The following is an 18,460-nucleotide window of genomic DNA, read 5'->3' on the forward strand; positions in this document are numbered from 1 at the left end:
ATCCGCCGTACCGTGCGGCGGTCATCCGTCGTACTGCGCGGCGTTCTTCTTGGTCACGAGCACCACCGGCACCTTGATCTGCTTCGGCAGCGGCTGGTGCCGGGCCGCCTTGAGCGCCCAGTCCACGGCCTGCTTGCCGAGCAGCTTCGGCTGCTGCGCGACGGTCGCCGTCAGCGTCCCATTCCGTACCGCCTTGATGCCGTCCGGCGTGCCGTCGAAGGCCACGACCCGCACCTTCGAGCCGGACTTGGCGCCGAGCGCCTTGGACGCGCCGAGCGCCATCTCGTCGTTGGCGGCGAAGACGCCGGCGATGTCGCGGTGTGCCTGGAGCATATTGGACATCACGTCCATGCCCTTGGTCCGGTCGAAGTCGGCGGGCTGCCGCGCGACGACCTGGATGCCGGGGTACTTCTTGATGCCTTCCTCGAAGCCCTGGCCGCGCTCGCGCGCCGCCGAGGTGCCCGCCTGGCCTTCGAGGAACGCCACCTTGCCCTTGCCGCCGAGCGACTCGGCGAGCGTCTTCGCGGCGAGCCGGCCGCCCGCGACGTTGTCGGAGGCGATGGTCGAGCCGACCGTGCCGCCGTTGACGCCGCGGTCCAGAGAAATGACGGGGACGTCGGCACGGTTGGCGACGCCGACGGCCGGTACGGCGGCGTCGGAGTCGACCGGGTTGATGATCGCGGCCTTGACGTTCTGGCTGGTGAACGTCTCCAGCTGGTTGATCTGCTGGGTGGGGTCGTTCTGCGCGTCGGTGATGTTGATCTTCAGCCCGCGGGCGTCCGCCTCGGCCTGCGCGCCTTCCTTGATGCCCACGAAGAACGGGTTGTTCATGGTGGACAGGGCGAGGCCGAGGTCGGTGTTCCCGCCGCGGTCGCAGCCGCTGAGGGCGAGGGCTGCCAGTACGGTCCCCACCACCCCGAGTGCTCCTATGCGCCCCTTCATCGCACGCCCCCTCATCACGCGCCCCGTCCTCGTACGGCCCCTCATCGCGCGCTCCGCCGCCGCAGCGTGTCCAGCAGGACCGCGAGGGCGATGACCAGGCCGGTGGCGACCTGCTGCCAGAACGCGGAGACGCTCAGCAGGTTCAGGCCGTTGCGCAGCACCGCGAGGATCAGCGCGCCGATGAGCGTGCCGGACGCCTTGCCGGAGCCGCCGGAGAGGCTGGCGCCGCCGATGACGACGGCCGCGATGGCGTCCAGTTCGTAACCGGTGGCGGCCTGCGGCTGGGCGGAGGTGAGCCGCGCCGCCAGCACGATGCCGGCGACCGCGGCGAACAGCCCGGACAGCGCGTAGATGACCAGCTTGCGGCGCTTGACGTGGATGCCGGAGAGCCGCGCCGCCTCCTCGTTGCCGCCGATGGCGAACATCGCGCGCCCGGTGTACGTACGGGCCAGTATCAGCGCCGCGATCAGCCCCATCACGATCATGACGAGGACGGGCACCGGCAGCCAGCCGCCCAGCGTGTCGCCGAGCTTGCCGATCGAGGCGGGGAACGCGATCGGCGAGCCGCCGGAGATCACCAGCGCGAGGCCGCGGCCGACGGAGAGCATCGCGAGGGTGGCGATGAAGGCGGGCAGCCTGCCGTACGCGACGAGCGCGCCGGAGACCAGGCCCGCGGCGGCGCCGACCACCAGGCCGAGCAGTACGGCGACGACGACCGGCAGGCCCTCGTTCGAGGCCGCCCAGGCGACGACCGTCGCCGACAGGCCCGCGACCGAGCCGACGGACAGGTCGATGCCGGCCGAGACGATCACGAAGGTGACGCCGAAGGCCAGGATCGCGGTGACCGACGCCTGCACGCCGACGTTGAGCAGATTCTGTCCGTTCAGGAAGTCCCTGGACAGCACCGCCATCACCACGACCAGCGCGATCAGGCCGCCCAGCGGCCCGTTCCGCAGCACCGCGCGGGAGAACCACGGCCCGAAACCGTCCCGGTCCGGTGCCTCACCCACCGCCTCGGCGGCGGCTCCCGTCTTCACCTCAGCGGACATCGGAGCCCTCCATCGCGCTCTCGTCATTGTTCGTCGTGTTGTGGGGGGCGGCCTGGAGCGCCAGCTCCATCACCGCGTCCTGGGTGGCCTCGGCCGCCGGCAGTTCGCCGGCCAGCCGGCCCTGGGACATCACCAGCACCCGGTCGCTCATGCCGAGCACCTCGGGCAGATCGCTGGAGATCATCAGGACGGCCCGTCCGGACGCCGTCAGTTCGTTGATCAGCTGGTAGATCTCGACCTTCGCGCCGACGTCGATGCCGCGCGTCGGCTCGTCGAGGATCAGCAGCCGGGTGTCGGTCAGCAGCCACTTGCCGATGACGATCTTCTGCTGGTTGCCGCCGGAGAGGGTGCGGGCGCTCTGCCCGAGGCCGCTCATCCGTACCTTCAACTGCCCCGCCACCCGGGCCGCTTCGCGCCGCTGCGCACCGCGGTCCACCAAACCGCCGCGGGTGTCCCGGTCCAGCCGCGCCAGGGTCAGGTTGTCCTGCAGCGACGCGTCCAGGACCAGGCCCTGGCCCTTGCGGTCCTCGGGTACGAGACCGAGCCCGGCCCGCATGGCCGCGCGGACGTCGCCGCGCGCCAGCTCCGTACCGTCGATCTCGACCGTGCCGGCGTCGTACGCGTCCACGCCGAAGATCGCCCGGGCGACCTCGGTACGGCCCGCGCCCACCAGCCCGGCGAGGCCGACGACCTCCCCGGCCCGCACCTCGAAGCCGACGTCCTGGAACACCGGCCCGCCCTTCGGGCCGTTACGGGTCAGCCCGCGCACCCGCAGCAGGGGCGCGCCCGGCTCCTCGGGGCGCTGCCGCGGGTACTGCTCGGCGATGTCCCGGCCGACCATGAGGCGGATCAGCTCGTCCTCGTCGGTGGATGCGGGCACCTCGTCGACGGACCGGCCGTCGCGCAGCACGGTGACCCGGTCGCCGAGCGCGCCGATCTCCTCCAGGTGGTGGGTGATGAAGATGATCCCGACACCGGATTCGCGCAGCTCGCGGACGAGGCCGAAGAGCGTCTCCACCTCCTCGGAGGTGAGGACGGCGGTCGGCTCGTCCATGATCAGGATGCGCGCCTTGAGGCTGAGCGCCTTGGCGATCTCGACCATCTGCAGCCGGGCGATGCCCAGTTCGGCGACGGGCGTGTTCGGGGAGACGTCCAGCCGTACCCGCTTCAGCAGCTCGGCGGCGCGGGCCCGCATGGTCTTCCGGTCGACCAGGCCGAGCGCGGTGCGCGGCTGGCGGCCGAGGAAGATGTTCTCGGCGACGGTGAGGCCGGGGACGAGGTTGAACTCCTGGTAGATGGTGGCGATGCCGAGCCGTTCGGCGTCCTGCGCGGAGCGGATGTGCACCTCGTGCAGGCCGTCGTGCGCGCCGTCCTGTCCGCCGTCGGCCAGGATGCGGCCGTCGTCGGGGCGGTGCGCGCCGGAGAGCATCTTGATCAGGGTGCTCTTGCCCGCGCCGTTCTCGCCGAGGAGTACATGCACCTCGCCCGCGCGCAGACTCATGTCCACGCCGTCCAGGGCGCGCACACCGGGGAACGACTTCGTCACCCCCTCCACGCGCAGCAGTTCGCGGCCGCCCGGTACGTCGTCGTTGACGCCGGTCATGCGCTGCCCCTCTCGTTGTGGGTGTCGGTGTACGTGTCGGTGTACGTGTCGCCGGTGGTCGGGGGGTTCGCCGCCGGGTCGGGTTCGCCGCAGGAGCGGCGCGGTACGAGGCGGGCGGGGAGCAGGACGGACTCGGCCGGCCTGCCCTCGATCCGCTCCAGCAGGGTGTGCACGGCGGCCCGGCCCAGCTCGCGGGTGGGCTGCGCGATGGCGGTCAGCGGCGGGTCGGTGTGGGTGAACCACGGCACGTCGTCGTAGACCACCAGCGCCACGTCGTCCGGTACGCGCAGGCCGCGCGCCCGGATCTCGTCCATCGCGCCGAGCGCCATCAGGTTGTCCGTGGCGAGCACGGCGTCCGGCGGCTCGGGGAGGTCGAGGAAGTCGCGCATGACCCGGCGGCCGCCGGTGTGCTGGAGGTCGGGCGTGGAGCCGACCCGCTCGTCGGGCAGCTCGATGCCGTACGGGCGCAGCGCCTCCCGGAAGAAGCGCAGCCGGTCCGCGCCGGTGCGGGTGCCGGCCGGGGCGACGATGATCGCGGGGCGGCGGCGGCCCAGCGCGGCGAAGTGGGCGGCGAGGTCGGCCAGCGCCGCGCGGCCGTCGGCCCGTACGCAGGGCACGTCGAGCCCGTCCACGGCGCGGTCGAGCAGGACCAGCGGGGTGCCGGCCGCGGCGATCTCGCGCAGTACGGGCGAACCGGTGCCGGCCGAGCTGACCAGCAGGCCGTCGATCCGCCGGTCGATGAGCGTACGGATGTGGTCGTCCTGCTGCTGCGGGCTCTCGCCGGCGTTGCCGATGACCAGGCTGTAGCCGAGGCTGCGGGCCTCGTCCTCCACGGCGTCGGCGAGTTCGGTGAAGAACGGGTTGGTGAGGTCGCCGATGAGCAGGCCGAGCGCGCCGGTGCGGGCGGTGCGCAGGGCGCGGGCGACGTTGTTGGGCCGGTAGCCGAGTTCGGCGACGGCGGCGAGCACCCGGTCGCGGGTGGCCGCCACCGGCGAGTGCCCGTTGAGCACGCGCGAGACGGTGGCCACGGAAACGCCTGCCCGCTCCGCCACGTCCTTGATGTTCGCCAAGGCGCCCTCGCCCTCCCCGTTCGTCGTCGACCGGTGATCCGCGTGTAATCGATTACTCGCGCTGTCGTGGGGGCTACGTAATCGATTACACGGGTGCGGCGTCAAGGTTTCGTAAGTGTGGCCTGTGTCACGGGGGGTGAGGGGTGTGGGCGGTGTGGGGGGTGTGGGGGGTGTGGGCGGTATGGGCGGGCGCGGGGGCTGCCGCGGCGGAGGACTCCGGGTGCGGCGGGCGCGGCTGAAGCGCGGGCGCGGCAGGGCGCGCGGGCGCGGGGGGGCGCGAGGGGGCGCGGGGGGGGCGCGGCGAAAGGTGCGGGCGGGGAGCGGGGCCGCCGGGGGCAACGGGCCCGGCGCACGGTGCGGGCGGAAGCGGGGCCGGTATCGGGGGGACGGGAAGCGCCACCCGACGTGGGCATGAGGGCGAGTCGGCCCGGCCGCCGCGGACGGCGAAGGGCCGCACCCCCGGCAGGGGTGCGGCCCTTCTTGCGGCGTGCGCCGCGCGTCACGGGTCAGGCGACGGTCAGCGTGACCTCGATGTTGCCGCGGGTGGCGTTCGAGTACGGGCAGACCTGGTGCGCCTTCTCCACGAGCGCCTTCGCGGTGTCCGCGTCGACGTTCGGGATCGAGGCCGAGATCTCGACCTTGAGGCCGAAGCCGCCGGCCGGGGTCTTGCCGATGCCGACCTTGGCGGTCACCCGCGAGCCGGAGACGTCCGCCTTCTCCTGGCGGGCGACGACGCTCAGCGCGCCCTGGAAGCAGGCGCTGTACCCGGCGGCGAAGAGCTGCTCGGGGTTGGTGCCGGCGCCGCTGCCGCCCTGCTCCTTGGGCGGGTTGACGACGACGTCGAGCTTGCCGTCGTCGGAGGCGACACGGCCGTCACGGCCGTTCTCCGCCGTGGCGACAGCGGTGTAGACGACGTCGACGGGCTGGATGGACATACGGATTCCTCCTGTACGTACGCCGCGACTCGCGCCCACGATCGCGACGGCTTGCCCCGAGCCTAACGGGCGACCGCAAGGGGCCTGCGGGCAAGGGGGCTTGACGGATTGCGCAGCTGCCGGTAGGGCGAGGGCGATCTCCCGCAGCCGCCGTGACGCGTCAGGCGGGCAGGCTGACGACCATCTTGCCGGTGTTCTCGCCGCGGAGCATGCCGAGGAACGCCTCGACGCCGTTCTCGATGCCCTCCACGAACGTCTCGCGGTACTTCAGCTCGCCGGACCGCACCCAGGCGGAGACCTCCTCGACGAACTTCGGCTGGAGGTCGTAGTGGTCGCCGACGAGCAGGCCCTCCATGCGGAAGCGCTTGGCGATGATCTGGGCCAGATTGCGCGGGGCCGGGGTCGGCTCGGTCGCGTTGTACTGGGAGATCATGCCGCAGACGGCGATGCGGCCGTGGAGGTTCAGCGCCGCGATGGCCGCCTCCAGGTGGTCCCCGCCGACATTGTCGAAGTAGACGTCGATGCCGTCGGGCGCGGCCTCCTTGAGCTGGTCCTTCACCGGGCCGTTCTTGTAGTTGAACGCCGCGTCGAAGCCGTACTCCTCCAGGAGGACCTTGACCTTCTCGTCCGAACCGGCCGAGCCGATCACCCGGGACGCGCCCTTGAGCTTGGCGATCTGGCCGACCTGGCCGCCGACCGCGCCCGCCGCGCCGGAGACGAAGACCGAGTCGCCCTCCTTGAAGTCGGCGACCCGCAGCAGGCCGGCGTAGGCGGTCAGGCCCGGCATGCCGAGCACGCCGAGGTAGGTGCTCAGCGGGGCGGTGTCGGAGTCGATCTTCACCGCGGTCTTCGCGTTGACCGTGGCGTACTCGCGCCAGCCGAGGAAGTGCAGGGCGTGGTCGCCCACCTCGAACCCCTCGGCGTTGGAGGCGATGACCTCGCCGACCGCGCCGCCCTGCATGGGCTTGTCCAGCTCGAACGGCTCGGCGTACGACTTCGCCGTGCTCATCCGGCCGCGCATGTACGGGTCGACGGAGAAGTGGATGTTACGGACCAGGATCTGGCCCTCGCCGGGCTCGGTGACCGGGGCCTCGCGCAAGGCGAAGTCGGCCGGGGTCGGCCAGCCCTGCGGGCGGGCGACGAGGTGCCATTCGCGGCCGGTCGTGGGGAGTGCGGACATGCCCGGAGCCTCCTGATGCGGCAGATGCTTCATGTACTGAAACAACCATGCTCCTCGATATTTCATGTTGTCAAGCAACCGGGTATCCTCATCTGTATGACGCCTCGCACCGACCCGTTGACCCTCGAGGTCGTGGAACTGATCGGCACCGTCGTCGCCCGTTACCACGAGGAGTACGAGCACGCGGCGGCCGACCACGCACTCACGGGTGCCCAGGCCCGGGTGCTGGGCATCCTCGCGCGCGAGCCGCTGCCCATGCGCCGCATCGCGCAGCGCCTGAAGTGCGAGCCGTCGAACGTCACGGGGATCGTGGACCGACTGGAGTCCCGCGGCCTGGTCGAGCGCCGCCCCGACCCGGCCGACCGCCGCGTGAAGCTCGCCGCGCCGACCGAGGAGGGCCGGAGCACGGCGGAGGAGCTGCGGGCCGCGCTCGGCTTCGCGCGCGAGCCCCTGGGCGGCCTGACGTTCGCCGAGCGGACGGTGCTCAAGGAGCTGCTGCGGCGGATGCTGGGGATGGACGCGGACGACGAGGCGGACGACACGGCCGGCGCTGCCGAGACCGGTCCCGGAGAGGGCGCCGCGCCTCTACGGTGAGGCCATGAGTACCGAAAACGGCCGCGCCACCGTCGATTTCTACTTCGACCCGCTCTGCCCCTTCGCCTGGATCTCCTCCCGCTGGATCCTGGAAGTGGAGCGCCACCGCGACCTGGACCTGCGCTTCCGGGTGATGAGCCTGGCCGTCCTGAACGAAGGCCGCGAGGACCTCCCCGAACAGTACAAAGAGCTGCTCGAACGGGGCTGGGGCCCGGTGCGCGTCTGCATCGCCGCGGCCCAGCAGCGCGGCGGGGAGGTGCTGCGCGACCTGTACACCGCGCTCGGCACGCGCATCCACAACGAGGGGCGTGGCGAGGAGACGGACGCCGTGATCGCGGAGGCGCTGGCCGAGGTGGGGCTCCCCGCCGAGCTGGCCGAGGCGGCCCACAGCACCGCGTACGACAAGGCGCTGCGCGCGAGCCACCACGAGGGCATGGACCCGGTCGGCTACGAGGTCGGCACGCCCACGATCCACATCGACGGCGTGGCCTTCTTCGGTCCCGTACTGTCCGCGATCCCGCGCGGCGAGGAGGCGGTACGGGTCTTCGACGGCGCCCGCCTGCTCGCCGGTTACGACAAGTTCTTCGAGCTGAAGCGGACACGCACCGGAGACCTGGACTTCAGCTGACCCGAAGGTGCGGCAGCCGCCCCAGAGGCACGGCCGCCGCCCCGTAGGGCGCCGCGCCGCCCTACGGGAACCGCCCGCCTACCCGCCGGTCCGTTCGAAGGTGACCAGCGGAACGTTCGGCTGCTCCGGGGTGGCGTGCAGCACGGCGACGGCGCCGAGGCCCGCGCCGACGGCCAGCGCGGCGGCGGCCAGGCAGGTCAGGGCGGCGGCGAGCAGTCGTGGCATGGCGCGGCGGGCCCTTCGTCGTCGTACCTCACCGCCGTGTGCGGCGCCCAGAGTCTCGGCGGGCACTGACGGGGAGTCAAGGCGCGCCTACTGCGCCAGGCCCAGGGCCGGGTACGACCGCCGGTACGGTTTCGGCCCGCTTCCGTGCCCGTTCGGCCCACCTCCGGGCACCGGCGCCCGGCCCGGCGGGCGCGCCGCTACGGTGTGCCGCTCGGAGCCCGGCACGGGCTCTCAGGGAGTGCCCCGCGTCTGCCTCCAGGAGTGCCCGTATGCGGAAGACTGCCTCACCCCTGTCCCTGGCCCTGCTCGGCAGCGGCGTGTTCCTGCTGGTACTGGCGGCGATGCTGACCTGGTACGTCGAGCCGCGGGCGAAGCGGACTCCCGTGGACGTCGACGTCACCACGGTGCTCACCGGGCCCGGGCGCTACTTTGAGACCGAGGCCCTGGAGACCAGAAAGGGCCGGCTCACGATCACCCGGCACGTGCTCGGTGACGTGGCGGACAGCGAGCGCACCGGGCGGGCCGTCTGGGACGTGTCCACGACCATCGATACGCCGCGGACGCTGCGCCTGAAGGACCCCCGTAAGGCGCTTCTTTGGACCACCGGGCGCTGGGTCACCGACCGGCGGACGAACGAGCCGGTGCACTGCTGTGCCGAGTCCCCGGCGCGCTACGAGGGCGAGGCGTACCTGAAGTTCCCCTTCGATGTGCAGCGGCGCACCTACCGGTGGTGGGACGACACACTCCGGGACGCGGTCCCGCTCCGGTACGCCGGTACGCGGTGGGTGGCGGGGTACCGGGGCTACGTCTTCACCGGATCGGTGCCGGCGGCCAGGACCGGCACCCGCCAGGTGCCGGGGAAGTTCGTCGACCGGCCGCGGCAGCCGCAGATCCAGGCCGAGGAGTGGTACGCCAACGCCGGGATCCAGCTGGTCGTCGACCCGCTGACCGGCCGGATCATCGACGCGGTGTCCTCGCCGCGCAGGACGCTGCGGCCGCCCGGCGGGCAGCGGGACGTGGTCACGCTGCTGGACGGCCACCGGCTGCGCTTCACGCCCGCCACCCGCCGCGCCCAGGCGGCCCTGGCGGACGCGGACGCCACGAAGCGGGAGCTGGCCGGTGAGACGGTTCCGCTGTGGGCGGCCCGGGCGGGCGGCGTACTGGCCCTGGCGGGCGCGGTACTGGTCGCCATCGGGCGGCGGCCGCGTCCCGAGGACGCCCGTCGTGCGGACGCCCCTCGTGCGGACGAACCAGAGGGCGCGGGGCCGGAGTTCCTCGCTCCGGTGACTGGCCACGACGGAGGACGCGGCGCACACTGACCACCCTCGGGCCACCGGCGCTTTCCGGTCGGCTCGTTCCGCACGGCTCAGTACGCAGTACGTCCCCCACCCTTGGTACCGCACCCTGAGACGAGTGGGAGCGCAGATGCCCCAGCACGTGCCACCGCTGCCGCAGGCCCCTGCCCCGGAGCCCGTACGCCCCTGGCACGAGCCGCTGCGCCCGCACGCCCGCAGACCGCCCCGTACGGCGCCACAGGCCGCTCCGCGCCGCATCGTCTTCCTCGCCCGCCGGGACCTCGGCAACCCGGCTGCGGGCGGCTCCGAACTGCTCGTCGACCGCCTCGCCGACGGGCTCACCGCACTGGGCCACCAGGTCACCCTGCTGTGCGGCGGACCGGCCGCACACCGCGGCTACCGGGTCGTCTCGGCGGGCGGCGACGCGAGCCACTTCCTGCGCGCCCGCGGCCGGTTCACCCGCCACATCGGCGGCTGCGACCTGCTGGTGGAGGTCTGCAACGGCATGCCGTACCTGGCGCCCCTGTGGCACAGTGGCCCCACCCTGTGCCTGGTCAACCACGTGCACACCGACCTGTGGGGGCTGCGCTGTCCGGCCCCCGCCGCCTTCCTGGGCCGCCGCCTGGAGCGGTGGGCGCTGGCCGGCACCCACCGCGGCAACCTCATGGTCGCGGTCTCCGGGTCGACCGCCGAGGCGCTGCACGGCCTGGGCGTGCCGCGGGACCGCGTCCGGCTGGTCCACAACGGCGTCGAGCAGCCGGGTCCGCTGCTCCCGAAGTCCCCCGAACCGCTGTTCCTGGCCATGGGCAGACTCGTCGAGTACAAGCGGATCGGCCTGCTCCTGCGGCTGTGGGAGCGGGTACGGCCGGTCACCGGGGGCCGCCTGGTCATCGTCGGGGACGGGCCCGAACGGCGCCGCCTGGAGGCCCTGGCGGGCCCCGGCGTCCGCTTCACGGGCCGCGTCACCGAGCGCGAGAAGCACGAGCTGCTCTGCCGCTCCTGGCTGTTGCTGCACCCCTCGCTGATCGAGGGGTGGGGCCTGGTGGTCATGGAGGCCGCGGCCCGGCGCACCCCGGCCCTCGGCTTCGACATACCGGGCCTGCGCGACTCCGTACAGGATGGGGTGACGGGGCTGCTCGCACGGGGGGAGAGCGCGTTCGCCGCCCACTGGTGCGCGCTCGCCTTCAGCCCGGAGCGCCGCCACGCGCTGGGCAGTGCGGCCGAGTTGCGCGCCGCGCGCTTCCGGTGGAGCGCCACGGTCAGCAGCTTCCGCGCGGTGGCCGCGGAGGCCGCGTACACGGCACGGGGGCGGTGAAGCGGGCGGTGCGCGATCCTTCGTTACGCAGGTCCCTCGCCCTCCTCCGGGCCTTCCGGCACGAGCAGACCGACCCCGAGGGCTGTTACGGGCTGCTCGCCCGGGACGCGGCCGACCAGCTCGAACGGTACGTCCCGCTGGCCGGGGCCGTGGTGGCCGATGTCGGCGGCGGCGCAGGGCACTTCACCGAGGAGTTCCGCCGCCGCGGCGCGCTCGCGGTGCTCCTCGAACCGGACCCGGCCGAGCTGTACACGCGCGGCGCAGCGCCCGAAGGCGCGGTGCGCGCCGACGGCTACCTGCTGCCGCTCGCGGACGGCGTCGCCGACATCTGCTTCTCCTCCAACGTCCTCGAACACGTCGCCGACCCGCGCACCTTCCTCAGTGAGATGGTGCGGGTCACCCGCCCCGATGGGCTGATCTACGTCGCCTTCACCAACTGGCTGTCCCCCTGGGGCGGCCACGAAACGGCGCCCTGGCACTACCTGGGCGCGCGCCGGGCCCGCGACCGCTACCGGCGGCGCACCGGGCGCAGCCCCAAGCACACCCTCGGGGAGAACCTCTTCGCTCTCCATGTCGGGCCCACGCTGCGCCAGGTACGGGCCCGCCGGGACGTCGAGGTGCTCGCCGCCCGGTCCCGCTACGCGCCGTTCCTGGCCGGCGCCGTCGCCCGCCTGCCCGGCGTGCGCGAGGTCGCCACCTGGAACCTCCTTCTCATACTCCGGCGGTTGCCATGACCCAGACGCTCGCCAGCTCGCGCTCTCCGGGCTCCCCCGATCCCGGGAGCACCCCGACGCCCGTGCCCGGCGGGCCGCCACCGGAGCGGCCACGGCGGCGGAGCTGGCTGCTCGCCTTCTGGGCGGCCGCCTTCGTCGCCTTCCTGGCGCCGTCGCCGGGCCGGATGACCTTCGAGACCAAGCTCGGTGTGGCGCTGGCCCCGTGGCGCTTCCTCGTCGACCTCGGGAGCCTGTGGCACGACCGGGCCGGGTTCGGCGGCCTCGCCGACCAGTACGTCGGCTACGCCTTCCCGATGCTCCCGTACTACGCGCTGGCCGACCTGGCGCACCTGCCGGTCTGGATCGCCGAACGGCTGTGGCTGTCCCTGGTGGTGACCACCGCCTTCTGGGGCGCGCTGCGGCTGGCCGAGCGCCTGAGGGTGGGCAGTCCGCCGTCCCGGTTGCTGGGCGCCGCCACGTATGCGCTGTGGCCCGCCTTCACCATCGTCATCGGCTCGACGTCCGCGGCCGCGCTGCCCGGCGCGGTGCTCCCCTGGGTCCTGCTGCCGCTGGCGGACCCGCGCCGCACCGCGCGCCTGTCCGCGGCCCGTTCGGCGGTGCTGATCCCCTTCATGGGCGGCGTCAACGCGGCCTGCACACTCGCCGCGCTGCTGCCCGCGCTGCTGTACGTGCTCACCCGTACCGGCTCGCGGAGGTGGCGGCTCCTGGCCTGGTGGCTGCCGGGCGTGCTGCTGGCCACCGCATGGTGGTCGATACCGCTGCTCCTCCTGGGCGTGCACGGCGAGAACTTCATGCCGTACATCGAGCAGGCCGACACCACCACCGCCACCATGTCGGCCACCGAACTGCTGCGCGGCGCCGGGAACTGGGTCGCGTACCTGAACTTCGGCGAGCCCTGGCTGCCGGCCGGCTGGACGCTGGTCGCCGGGGCCTTCACGGTGCTCGGCACCGCACTCGCCGCCGCGCTGGGGCTGGCCGGGCTCGCCCGCCGGGACCTGCCCGAGCGGCGCTGGCTGCTGCTGACCGTGCTGGCCGTCGCGGCGGTCGCGCTGGCCGGGTACGGGGGCGCGCTGGGCGGCCCGCTGCACGAGCAGGTGCGCGGCTGGCTGGACGGGCCGCTGCGGCCGTTCCGCAACGTCTACAAGTTCGCGCCGGGCCTCGCCCTCGCGCTGGCGTACGGGCTGGCACAGCTCACGGGCGTGGCATACGGGCCGCGCGGCAGCCGTCCGGTACGCGGCGGCCGGTGGTACGCGCCGCTGCTCGTCGCGTTCCTGCTGCTCCCGGCACTCGCCCTGCCCTACCTGAACGGCACGGTCCTGCAGTCCGGCGCCTTCACGCGGCTGCCCGCCCACTGGCAGCGCACCGCCGACTGGCTGAAGGACCACAGCCCCGACGACCGCGCGCTGGTCGTCCCCGCCACCGCGCACGGCCTGTACACCTGGGGCTCCCCCATCGACCAGCCGCTGGACGTGCTCGCCGAATCCCGTTGGGCACAGCGCGACTTCGTCCCCTTCGGGACGAAGGGTTCGCGGCGCACGATGGACGCCGTGGAGCAGGCCCTGATGACCGGCGCCGAAGTACCGGGCCTGCGCGGCTTCCTCACCCGGGCGGGCCTCTACGACGTCGTGGTGCGCAACGACCTGGACCCCGACCAGATCGGGTACGTCCCCCCGCAGACCGTCCGGCGCACCCTCGTGGCGTCCGGCTACCGCAAGGTGGCCTCCTTCGGGCCACTGACCACCAGTGGCCGGATCGCGGCCGGCACCCCGGTCCGGGTGCAGGGGCTGTACCCGAGGCAGCGCGCGGTGGAGATCTACGAGCCGGTGGGCACCCCGCGGCCCGGGCCCGTCACCGTCAAGGCCGCGGCCGACACGGCACAGCTCAGCGGCGGCCCCGAAGCGCTGCTGCAGTTCGCCGCCGACCCCGGGCTGCGCGACCGCCCGGCCGTACTGACCGGCGACGCGCACCCCGGTGTGGACAGCCCGGCACTCCAGCTCACCGGTGACGGCCTGCGCCGCGCCGATACCCGCTTCGGCCTGGTCAACACCAACACGTCCTACACGTACACCGCCGGCGAGCGGAACGGCCCGGACAGCGTGCAGGATCCCGGCCGTCCGCCGCGCCAGATCCTGCCCGTCCATGGCATCGAGCACCAGACCACCGCCGTGCTGCGCGGCGCCCGCGCGGTCACCGCGTCCTCCAGCGGCAGCTGGCTCTTCCACCTCCCGCAGTACGACCCGGTGCACGCCTTCGACGGCGACCCGGACACCGCCTGGGCGGAGGGCAGTGCGGGCGACCCGGTGGGCCAGTGGCTGCGGATCGCCTTCAGCCGCCCCGTGGACCTCCCCGCGACGCTCTCGCTCACCCCGCTGCCCGGGGACGGGCTGCGCGCCGCACCCACGGCCGTCCGCGTCACGACCGACCGCGGCAGCGCGGTCAGCCAGTTGCGCACCGACGGGCGGCGGCAGCCGGTCAAGGCACCACCGGGACGGGCGAAGTGGCTGAAGCTCACCCTCGTGGGGGCGGAACAGCCGCGCCCCGGGGTCTCCGGCGCGGGCATCTCGGAGGTCGCCATCCCCGGCGTCCGGGTCACCCGGCTGCTCCGGCTCCCCGCGGACTCCACGTACCCGGACGCGCCCGCCACGACGTACGCGCTGCACCGGGGCAGCGACCCCGGCGGACTGTCCCCGGGCTCCGCGGAGTCCGGGCTGCACCGCCAGTTCCGTACCGGGGCCGACGGCTCGTACCGGGTCTCCGCCGAGGCGCTGGCGGTACCCGGCCGCGCCCTGGACGCGCTGCTCACGAAGGCCGCGCCCGAACAGCGCCGCCGGATCACCGTCACCGCCGACTCCACCAGCGGCACCGGGCAGTCGCTCAGTCCGCGCAACCTCGTGGACGGCGATCTGACCACCGCCTGGATCGCCGGGGACACCCCCACGGTCCATCTCCGCTGGCCCGGCAAGAAGAAGATCGACACCCTCGTGCTGCCCGCCGCCGGCGGCATCTCCTCGCGCCCAGAACAGATCCTGATCGACTCGCCCTACGGGGCGGCAACCGCCGGGGTCGACGAGAACGGCGCGGCCCGCTTCGACCCGATCACCACCGACCGCCTCGACATCACCGTCTCCCGAGTGGCGCCGCTGACCCTGCACAACCCTGTCGCCGGCCAGCCGCTCCAACTGCCGTGGGACTCAGCGAGATCTACGTACCGGCGCTCAAGAAGTACCGCACCCCGCCGCCCCAACGGGACGCGCGCTTCTCGCTGCCCTGTGGCCGGGGCCCGGACCTCACCATCGACGGCGTCCCGCACGCCACCAAGTCCTCCGGCCTGGTCCGCGATCTGGTGCAGCGCCGCCCCGTCAGGGTCGAGCTGTGCCGTCCGGAGGGCGGCCGGGTCGCCCTGCCCGCCGGGCGGCACCGCGTGGAGGCCGGTGACCGCGGGCCGCTCGCGCTGACCGACGTGACGCTCCGCCGCGGCACCGCGGCGCCGACCGTCGTCGCGCCGCGCCGGGTCATCGCGGGCGCGGACTGGTCCGGCGACAGCCGGGACGCCTACGTCGGCCCCGGGCGCGCCGTCTACCTCCAGACGTACGAGAACGCCAACGACGGCTGGCGCGCCACCCTGGACGGCCGCCGGCTCACCCCGCTGCGGGTGGACGGCTGGCAGCAGGCGTTCCTGATCCCGGCCGGCGGGGGCGGCACGGTCCACCTGTACTACGCGCCGGCCGCGCAGTACCGGCTGGGGCTGATCCTCGGGGCCGTCGGCGTGCTCCTGGTGGCGGCGTGCGCGCTGGTACGGCGGCGCAACGGGGCGGGCGAGGCGCCGGTACCGGTGGCGCCGCCCGCGCCCTCCTGGGTGCTCGGCGTCGTCGTGCTCACCGCCGTACTGGCACTCGCCACCGGACCGTACGCCGCGGCCGTACCGGTGCTCGCGCTGCTCGCGCGCGCCCGCCCGGGCGTCCTCGCGCCGCTCGCCTTCCTCTCGATGGCGGCGGCCGGCGTCGTCGCGTCCTTCGGGGCGGGCCTCCCGGCCTCACTCGGCCGCGGCCCGTTCAGCGCCCCGGCCCAGGCCCTTGCCCTGTTCGCCCTGGCGGCGGCGCTGGTGACAGTACCGCCGGGACGGCTGTGGCCGGCGTCGTGGCGACTGCGACGCAAGCGGACGGCGCCGGAGCCGGCACCGGAGGAAGGGGTGGCTGAGGAGGGGGCTCCTGGTGAGGCCGCGCCCGGCCAGGAACCCGCCCCCACGCGACCGCTCCCGGCCGACGGCGGCGTCCCGCCCGGCTCCGAGGACGACACGGCGGTCCTGCCACCCGTACCCGCGGAGGAACCGCCCCGCGAGACCGCACCGCCTCCCGAGACGGAGACCCCGCCCCGCGAGACGAAGGCACCGCCTCCCAAGGAGCAGGCGCCCCCTCCCGAGGAGCAGACACCGCCTCCCGAGGAGGAGGCCCCGCCCCGCCAAGAAGAGACGCCGCGGCCCCCGCTGCCGCGCCGGAGGAAGCCCAACAGCGACAAGCCCATCAACGAGAAACCCAACAGCCAGAAGCGCGACAGCGAGCCGCGCGAGGAGAAGGACGGGGAGGAACCCGGCCCATGACTCCGAAGACCCCCATGGCCCCCATGCCCCCCACGCCAGCCAAGACGCCCCTGCGCCCACCCACGGCGCTGCGCACCACCGTTCCACCTCCCCGCCCGGTCCCTTTCCCCCTCGTGGACGAGATCGCCCGGCACTGCGCCCAGGAGGCCGAACCGGAGACCGTGCACGTGGAGGTGCACCTGCCGGAACGTGTGGACCACCCGCGGCTGCGCGCCGCATTCGGGCGGGCGCTGGCGCGGCACCCGAGGGCGCTACTGCGGCAGGCCCCCGTGCGCTGGTGGCACCGGCGGTACGTATGGGAGCCGGCCGGCGCACCGGGCCTGCCCCCGGTGTCCTTCCCTGGGCCGGGTCCGGAGGCGCTGCGCCGCGACCGGGAGCGGGCACTTGCCGAGTGCCCGCCCCTGGACGCCGGCCCGCCCGTACGCCTGGCGGTGATCGAACGGGCCACCGGTACGGGCACCGGCTCCGTGCTGCTCCTCACCGCCCACCACACGGCCCTGGACGCCCCGTCCTGCCTGCGTCTGCTGGCGACCACCGCCGAGCTGTACGGCGGCGCGGACAACTCCCCCGCGCCGCCTCCCGTACGCGCCCCGGAGCCGGCCGTCCGGCACGCCCGTAGGAGCAGCGCGGCGCACGTAAGCACCGCGCTGCGCCATCCGGCCCGTGTCACCGCCGACCACGGTGACGCGGCCCCCGGCAACAACAGCAGCAGCAATGGCAACGGCATGCTCCTGACCGAACTGCCCGTACCGGACCGGCCGCCCCGCGCTCCCGGGGCGGCCCGGTCCGCGCACACGGTCAACGACCAACTCCTCGTCGCCGCCTTCCTGATGGTGACCCGCTGGAACCACCTCCACGGAGCCCGCGCCGCTCCCGTGGTGCTCACCATGCCCGTCGACGACCGGCCACGCGGTACCGAGATGCCGCTGGGCAACGGGACACGGCTGGTATCGGTGTGCTTCGGGCCGGCGGACCTCCGGGACGCGGCGCCGGCCGCCGTCTCCGGGACGCCGGACCCGGCGGCGGTCGCCCGGCTGCTGCGCCGCACCGCGGCCCGCACCCGCGTCCTCAAGGCCACGCCCGGCCGCCAACTGGGGCTCGCGGGCTCGGTCCTGACCGCCCCCGTGCTGCCGGTCGGCGTACGGGCCGCCGTGACCCGCCGCGTGCGTGCCGCCGCCGCGCCCTGGACCTCCACCGCCCTGCTCTCCAACATGGGCCGGGTGCCGTACCCGTTCGACTTCGGCGACGCGGGCCGGGCCACCGGGGTGTGGTTCTCCGCGCCGGCCCGGATGCCGCGCGGACTGTCGCTCACCGCCGTCTCCGTCGGCGGGGACAGCGGAGAGGGTGGCCGGATCCAGCTCACGCTGCGGTGGTCCCGGGCGCTGCTGGACGACGCGGCGGGCGCGGCCCTGTGCGCGCTCTTCGAGGAGTCGTTGGCGGCGACCTCCTGGAGCGGCGCATGACCACGGCAGGCGCGCGGCACGGCCCCGGGGGCCTGCGGTCCTTCTACGAGAACCCGTTGGTGCCCGTCGCCTCCGGGGCCGAACGGGCCCGGCGGCAGGCGCAGATGCTGGCACGGGCGCTCGGCCCGGCCGGCGGCGAGCAGGCCGGTGGCGGACAGGTCGGCAGCGGGCGGGCCCCGGCCACCGTGCTGGACGTCGGTTGCGGCGACGGGTCGGCCGCGGCCACCGCCGCGCCGTACCTGTCCGGTCACCGCCTCGTGGGCGTCGACTGGTCACAGGGCGCGCTGCGTCGCGCGGCGACCCGCATCCCGTATGCCGTGCGCGGCGAACTCACCGGTGCCGGGCTGCCCTTCGGGGACGGGGTGGCCGGCGCGGTGCTCTTCAGCGAGGTCGTCGAGCACCTCGTGGAGCCCGACGCGGCCCTCGACGAGCTGCGCCGCGTCCTGCGCCCGGGCGGTCATCTGCTGCTCTCCACGCCCAACCTCGCCGCCTGGTACAACCGCGGCCTACTGCTGGCCGGCGTGCAGCCGGTGTTCTCGGAGGTGAGCCTGCGCGGCATCCACGGCCGCCCGGGCAGCCAGGTCGTCGGCCACCTGCGGCTCTACACCGCCCGTGCGCTGCGCGGTTTCCTGACGGCTGCCGGGTTCGAGGTCGTACGGATGGCGGGGGCGCCGTACCACGACGTGCCGCGCCCGCTGCGGCCACTGGACCGGGCGGCCTGCCGGGTGCCGTCGCTGGCGTCCATCCTGCTGGTGCACGCCCGCAAGGCGGGGCGGTAGCCGTGCCGCGCGCGCCGTGGACCGGCATCCGCCGGCGGACGACGGTCGGCG

12 protein-coding genes and 2 pseudogenes are annotated in these 18,460 nt (G+C 74.1%); 8 read left to right on the forward strand and 6 right to left on the reverse strand.

Features of this window, described 5'->3' with window-relative positions:
* Positions 1-21: 21 nt before the first annotated feature.
* The 5 genes and pseudogenes from ACZ4MH_RS23175 to ACZ4MH_RS23195 form a co-directional block, all read right to left on the reverse strand.
* A pseudogene (locus ACZ4MH_RS23175) lies at positions 22-1,991 on the reverse strand (ABC transporter permease/substrate-binding protein).
* Positions 1,981-3,594: a sugar ABC transporter ATP-binding protein gene (locus ACZ4MH_RS23180; RefSeq protein ID WP_351591818.1), complete on the reverse strand. Its 1,614-nt coding sequence runs from the start codon at positions 3,592-3,594 to the stop codon at positions 1,981-1,983. The pseudogene ACZ4MH_RS23175 and the gene ACZ4MH_RS23180 overlap by 11 nt, the downstream one beginning before the upstream one ends.
* Positions 3,591-4,664 (reverse strand): LacI family DNA-binding transcriptional regulator, encoded by a 1,074-nt coding sequence (locus ACZ4MH_RS23185; RefSeq protein WP_351591815.1) that lies wholly within the window; start codon positions 4,662-4,664, stop codon positions 3,591-3,593. Before ACZ4MH_RS23185 ends, ACZ4MH_RS23180 begins: the two co-directional genes overlap by 4 nt.
* A gap of 506 nt (positions 4,665-5,170) precedes the next feature.
* Positions 5,171-5,599 carry an organic hydroperoxide resistance protein gene (locus ACZ4MH_RS23190; protein ID WP_103834187.1) on the reverse strand — a complete coding sequence of 143 codons (429 nt, stop codon included), beginning with the start codon at positions 5,597-5,599 and terminating at the stop codon, positions 5,171-5,173.
* A 160-nt stretch (positions 5,600-5,759) separates the two neighbouring features.
* Positions 5,760-6,779, reverse strand: a complete 1,020-nt coding sequence (locus ACZ4MH_RS23195; RefSeq protein ID WP_351591811.1) for an NADP-dependent oxidoreductase — start codon at positions 6,777-6,779, stop codon at positions 5,760-5,762.
* Positions 6,780-6,875: 96 nt separating this feature from the next.
* Here ACZ4MH_RS23195 and ACZ4MH_RS23200 point away from each other — a divergent pair, with 96 nt between their 5' ends.
* Together ACZ4MH_RS23200 and ACZ4MH_RS23205 are read left to right on the forward strand one after the other, a co-directional pair.
* Positions 6,876-7,373 carry a MarR family winged helix-turn-helix transcriptional regulator gene (locus tag ACZ4MH_RS23200; RefSeq protein WP_351591808.1) on the forward strand — a complete coding sequence of 166 codons (498 nt, stop codon included), beginning with the start codon at positions 6,876-6,878 and terminating at the stop codon, positions 7,371-7,373.
* Positions 7,374-7,377: 4 nt separating this feature from the next.
* Complete coding sequence (locus ACZ4MH_RS23205) at positions 7,378-8,001, forward strand: mycothiol-dependent nitroreductase Rv2466c family protein (protein WP_351591805.1); 624 nt, start codon at positions 7,378-7,380, stop codon at positions 7,999-8,001.
* 78 nt (positions 8,002-8,079) lie between these two features.
* Here ACZ4MH_RS23205 and ACZ4MH_RS23210 read toward each other — a convergent pair whose 3' ends face one another.
* Positions 8,080-8,226 (reverse strand): hypothetical protein, encoded by a 147-nt coding sequence (locus tag ACZ4MH_RS23210; RefSeq protein ID WP_169746102.1) that lies wholly within the window; start codon positions 8,224-8,226, stop codon positions 8,080-8,082.
* A gap of 269 nt (positions 8,227-8,495) precedes the next feature.
* Between ACZ4MH_RS23210 and pgfA the strand changes: the two genes are divergently transcribed.
* The 6 genes and pseudogenes from pgfA (at position 8,496) to ACZ4MH_RS23240 (ending at position 18,409) form a co-directional block, all read left to right on the forward strand.
* Entirely contained in the window at positions 8,496-9,545 is a 1,050-nt protein-coding gene (pgfA, locus tag ACZ4MH_RS23215) for a cell envelope lipid trafficking protein PgfA (RefSeq protein ID WP_351591803.1), read from the forward strand.
* A 106-nt stretch (positions 9,546-9,651) separates the two neighbouring features.
* On the forward strand, positions 9,652-10,836 hold the full coding sequence (locus tag ACZ4MH_RS23220; RefSeq protein ID WP_351591800.1) for a glycosyltransferase family 4 protein: 1,185 nt from the start codon (positions 9,652-9,654) through the stop codon (positions 10,834-10,836).
* Between the two features lie 8 nt (positions 10,837-10,844).
* Positions 10,845-11,570, forward strand: coding sequence for a class I SAM-dependent methyltransferase (locus tag ACZ4MH_RS23225; RefSeq protein ID WP_351591797.1), 726 nt, complete (start codon positions 10,845-10,847; stop codon positions 11,568-11,570).
* Positions 11,567-16,167: pseudogene (locus ACZ4MH_RS23230) on the forward strand (alpha-(1->3)-arabinofuranosyltransferase domain-containing protein). Before ACZ4MH_RS23225 ends, ACZ4MH_RS23230 begins: the two are co-directional and overlap by 4 nt.
* A gap of 23 nt (positions 16,168-16,190) precedes the next feature.
* Positions 16,191-17,630, forward strand: coding sequence for a condensation protein (locus ACZ4MH_RS23235; protein ID WP_351591791.1), 1,440 nt, complete (start codon positions 16,191-16,193; stop codon positions 17,628-17,630).
* Complete coding sequence (locus tag ACZ4MH_RS23240; RefSeq protein WP_351591788.1) at positions 17,627-18,409, forward strand: class I SAM-dependent methyltransferase; 783 nt, start codon at positions 17,627-17,629, stop codon at positions 18,407-18,409. Before ACZ4MH_RS23235 ends, ACZ4MH_RS23240 begins: the two co-directional genes overlap by 4 nt.
* The last annotated feature ends 51 nt before the right edge of the window (positions 18,410-18,460 follow it).

It is taken from the genome of Streptomyces sp. NPDC026301 (genome assembly GCF_055567935.1).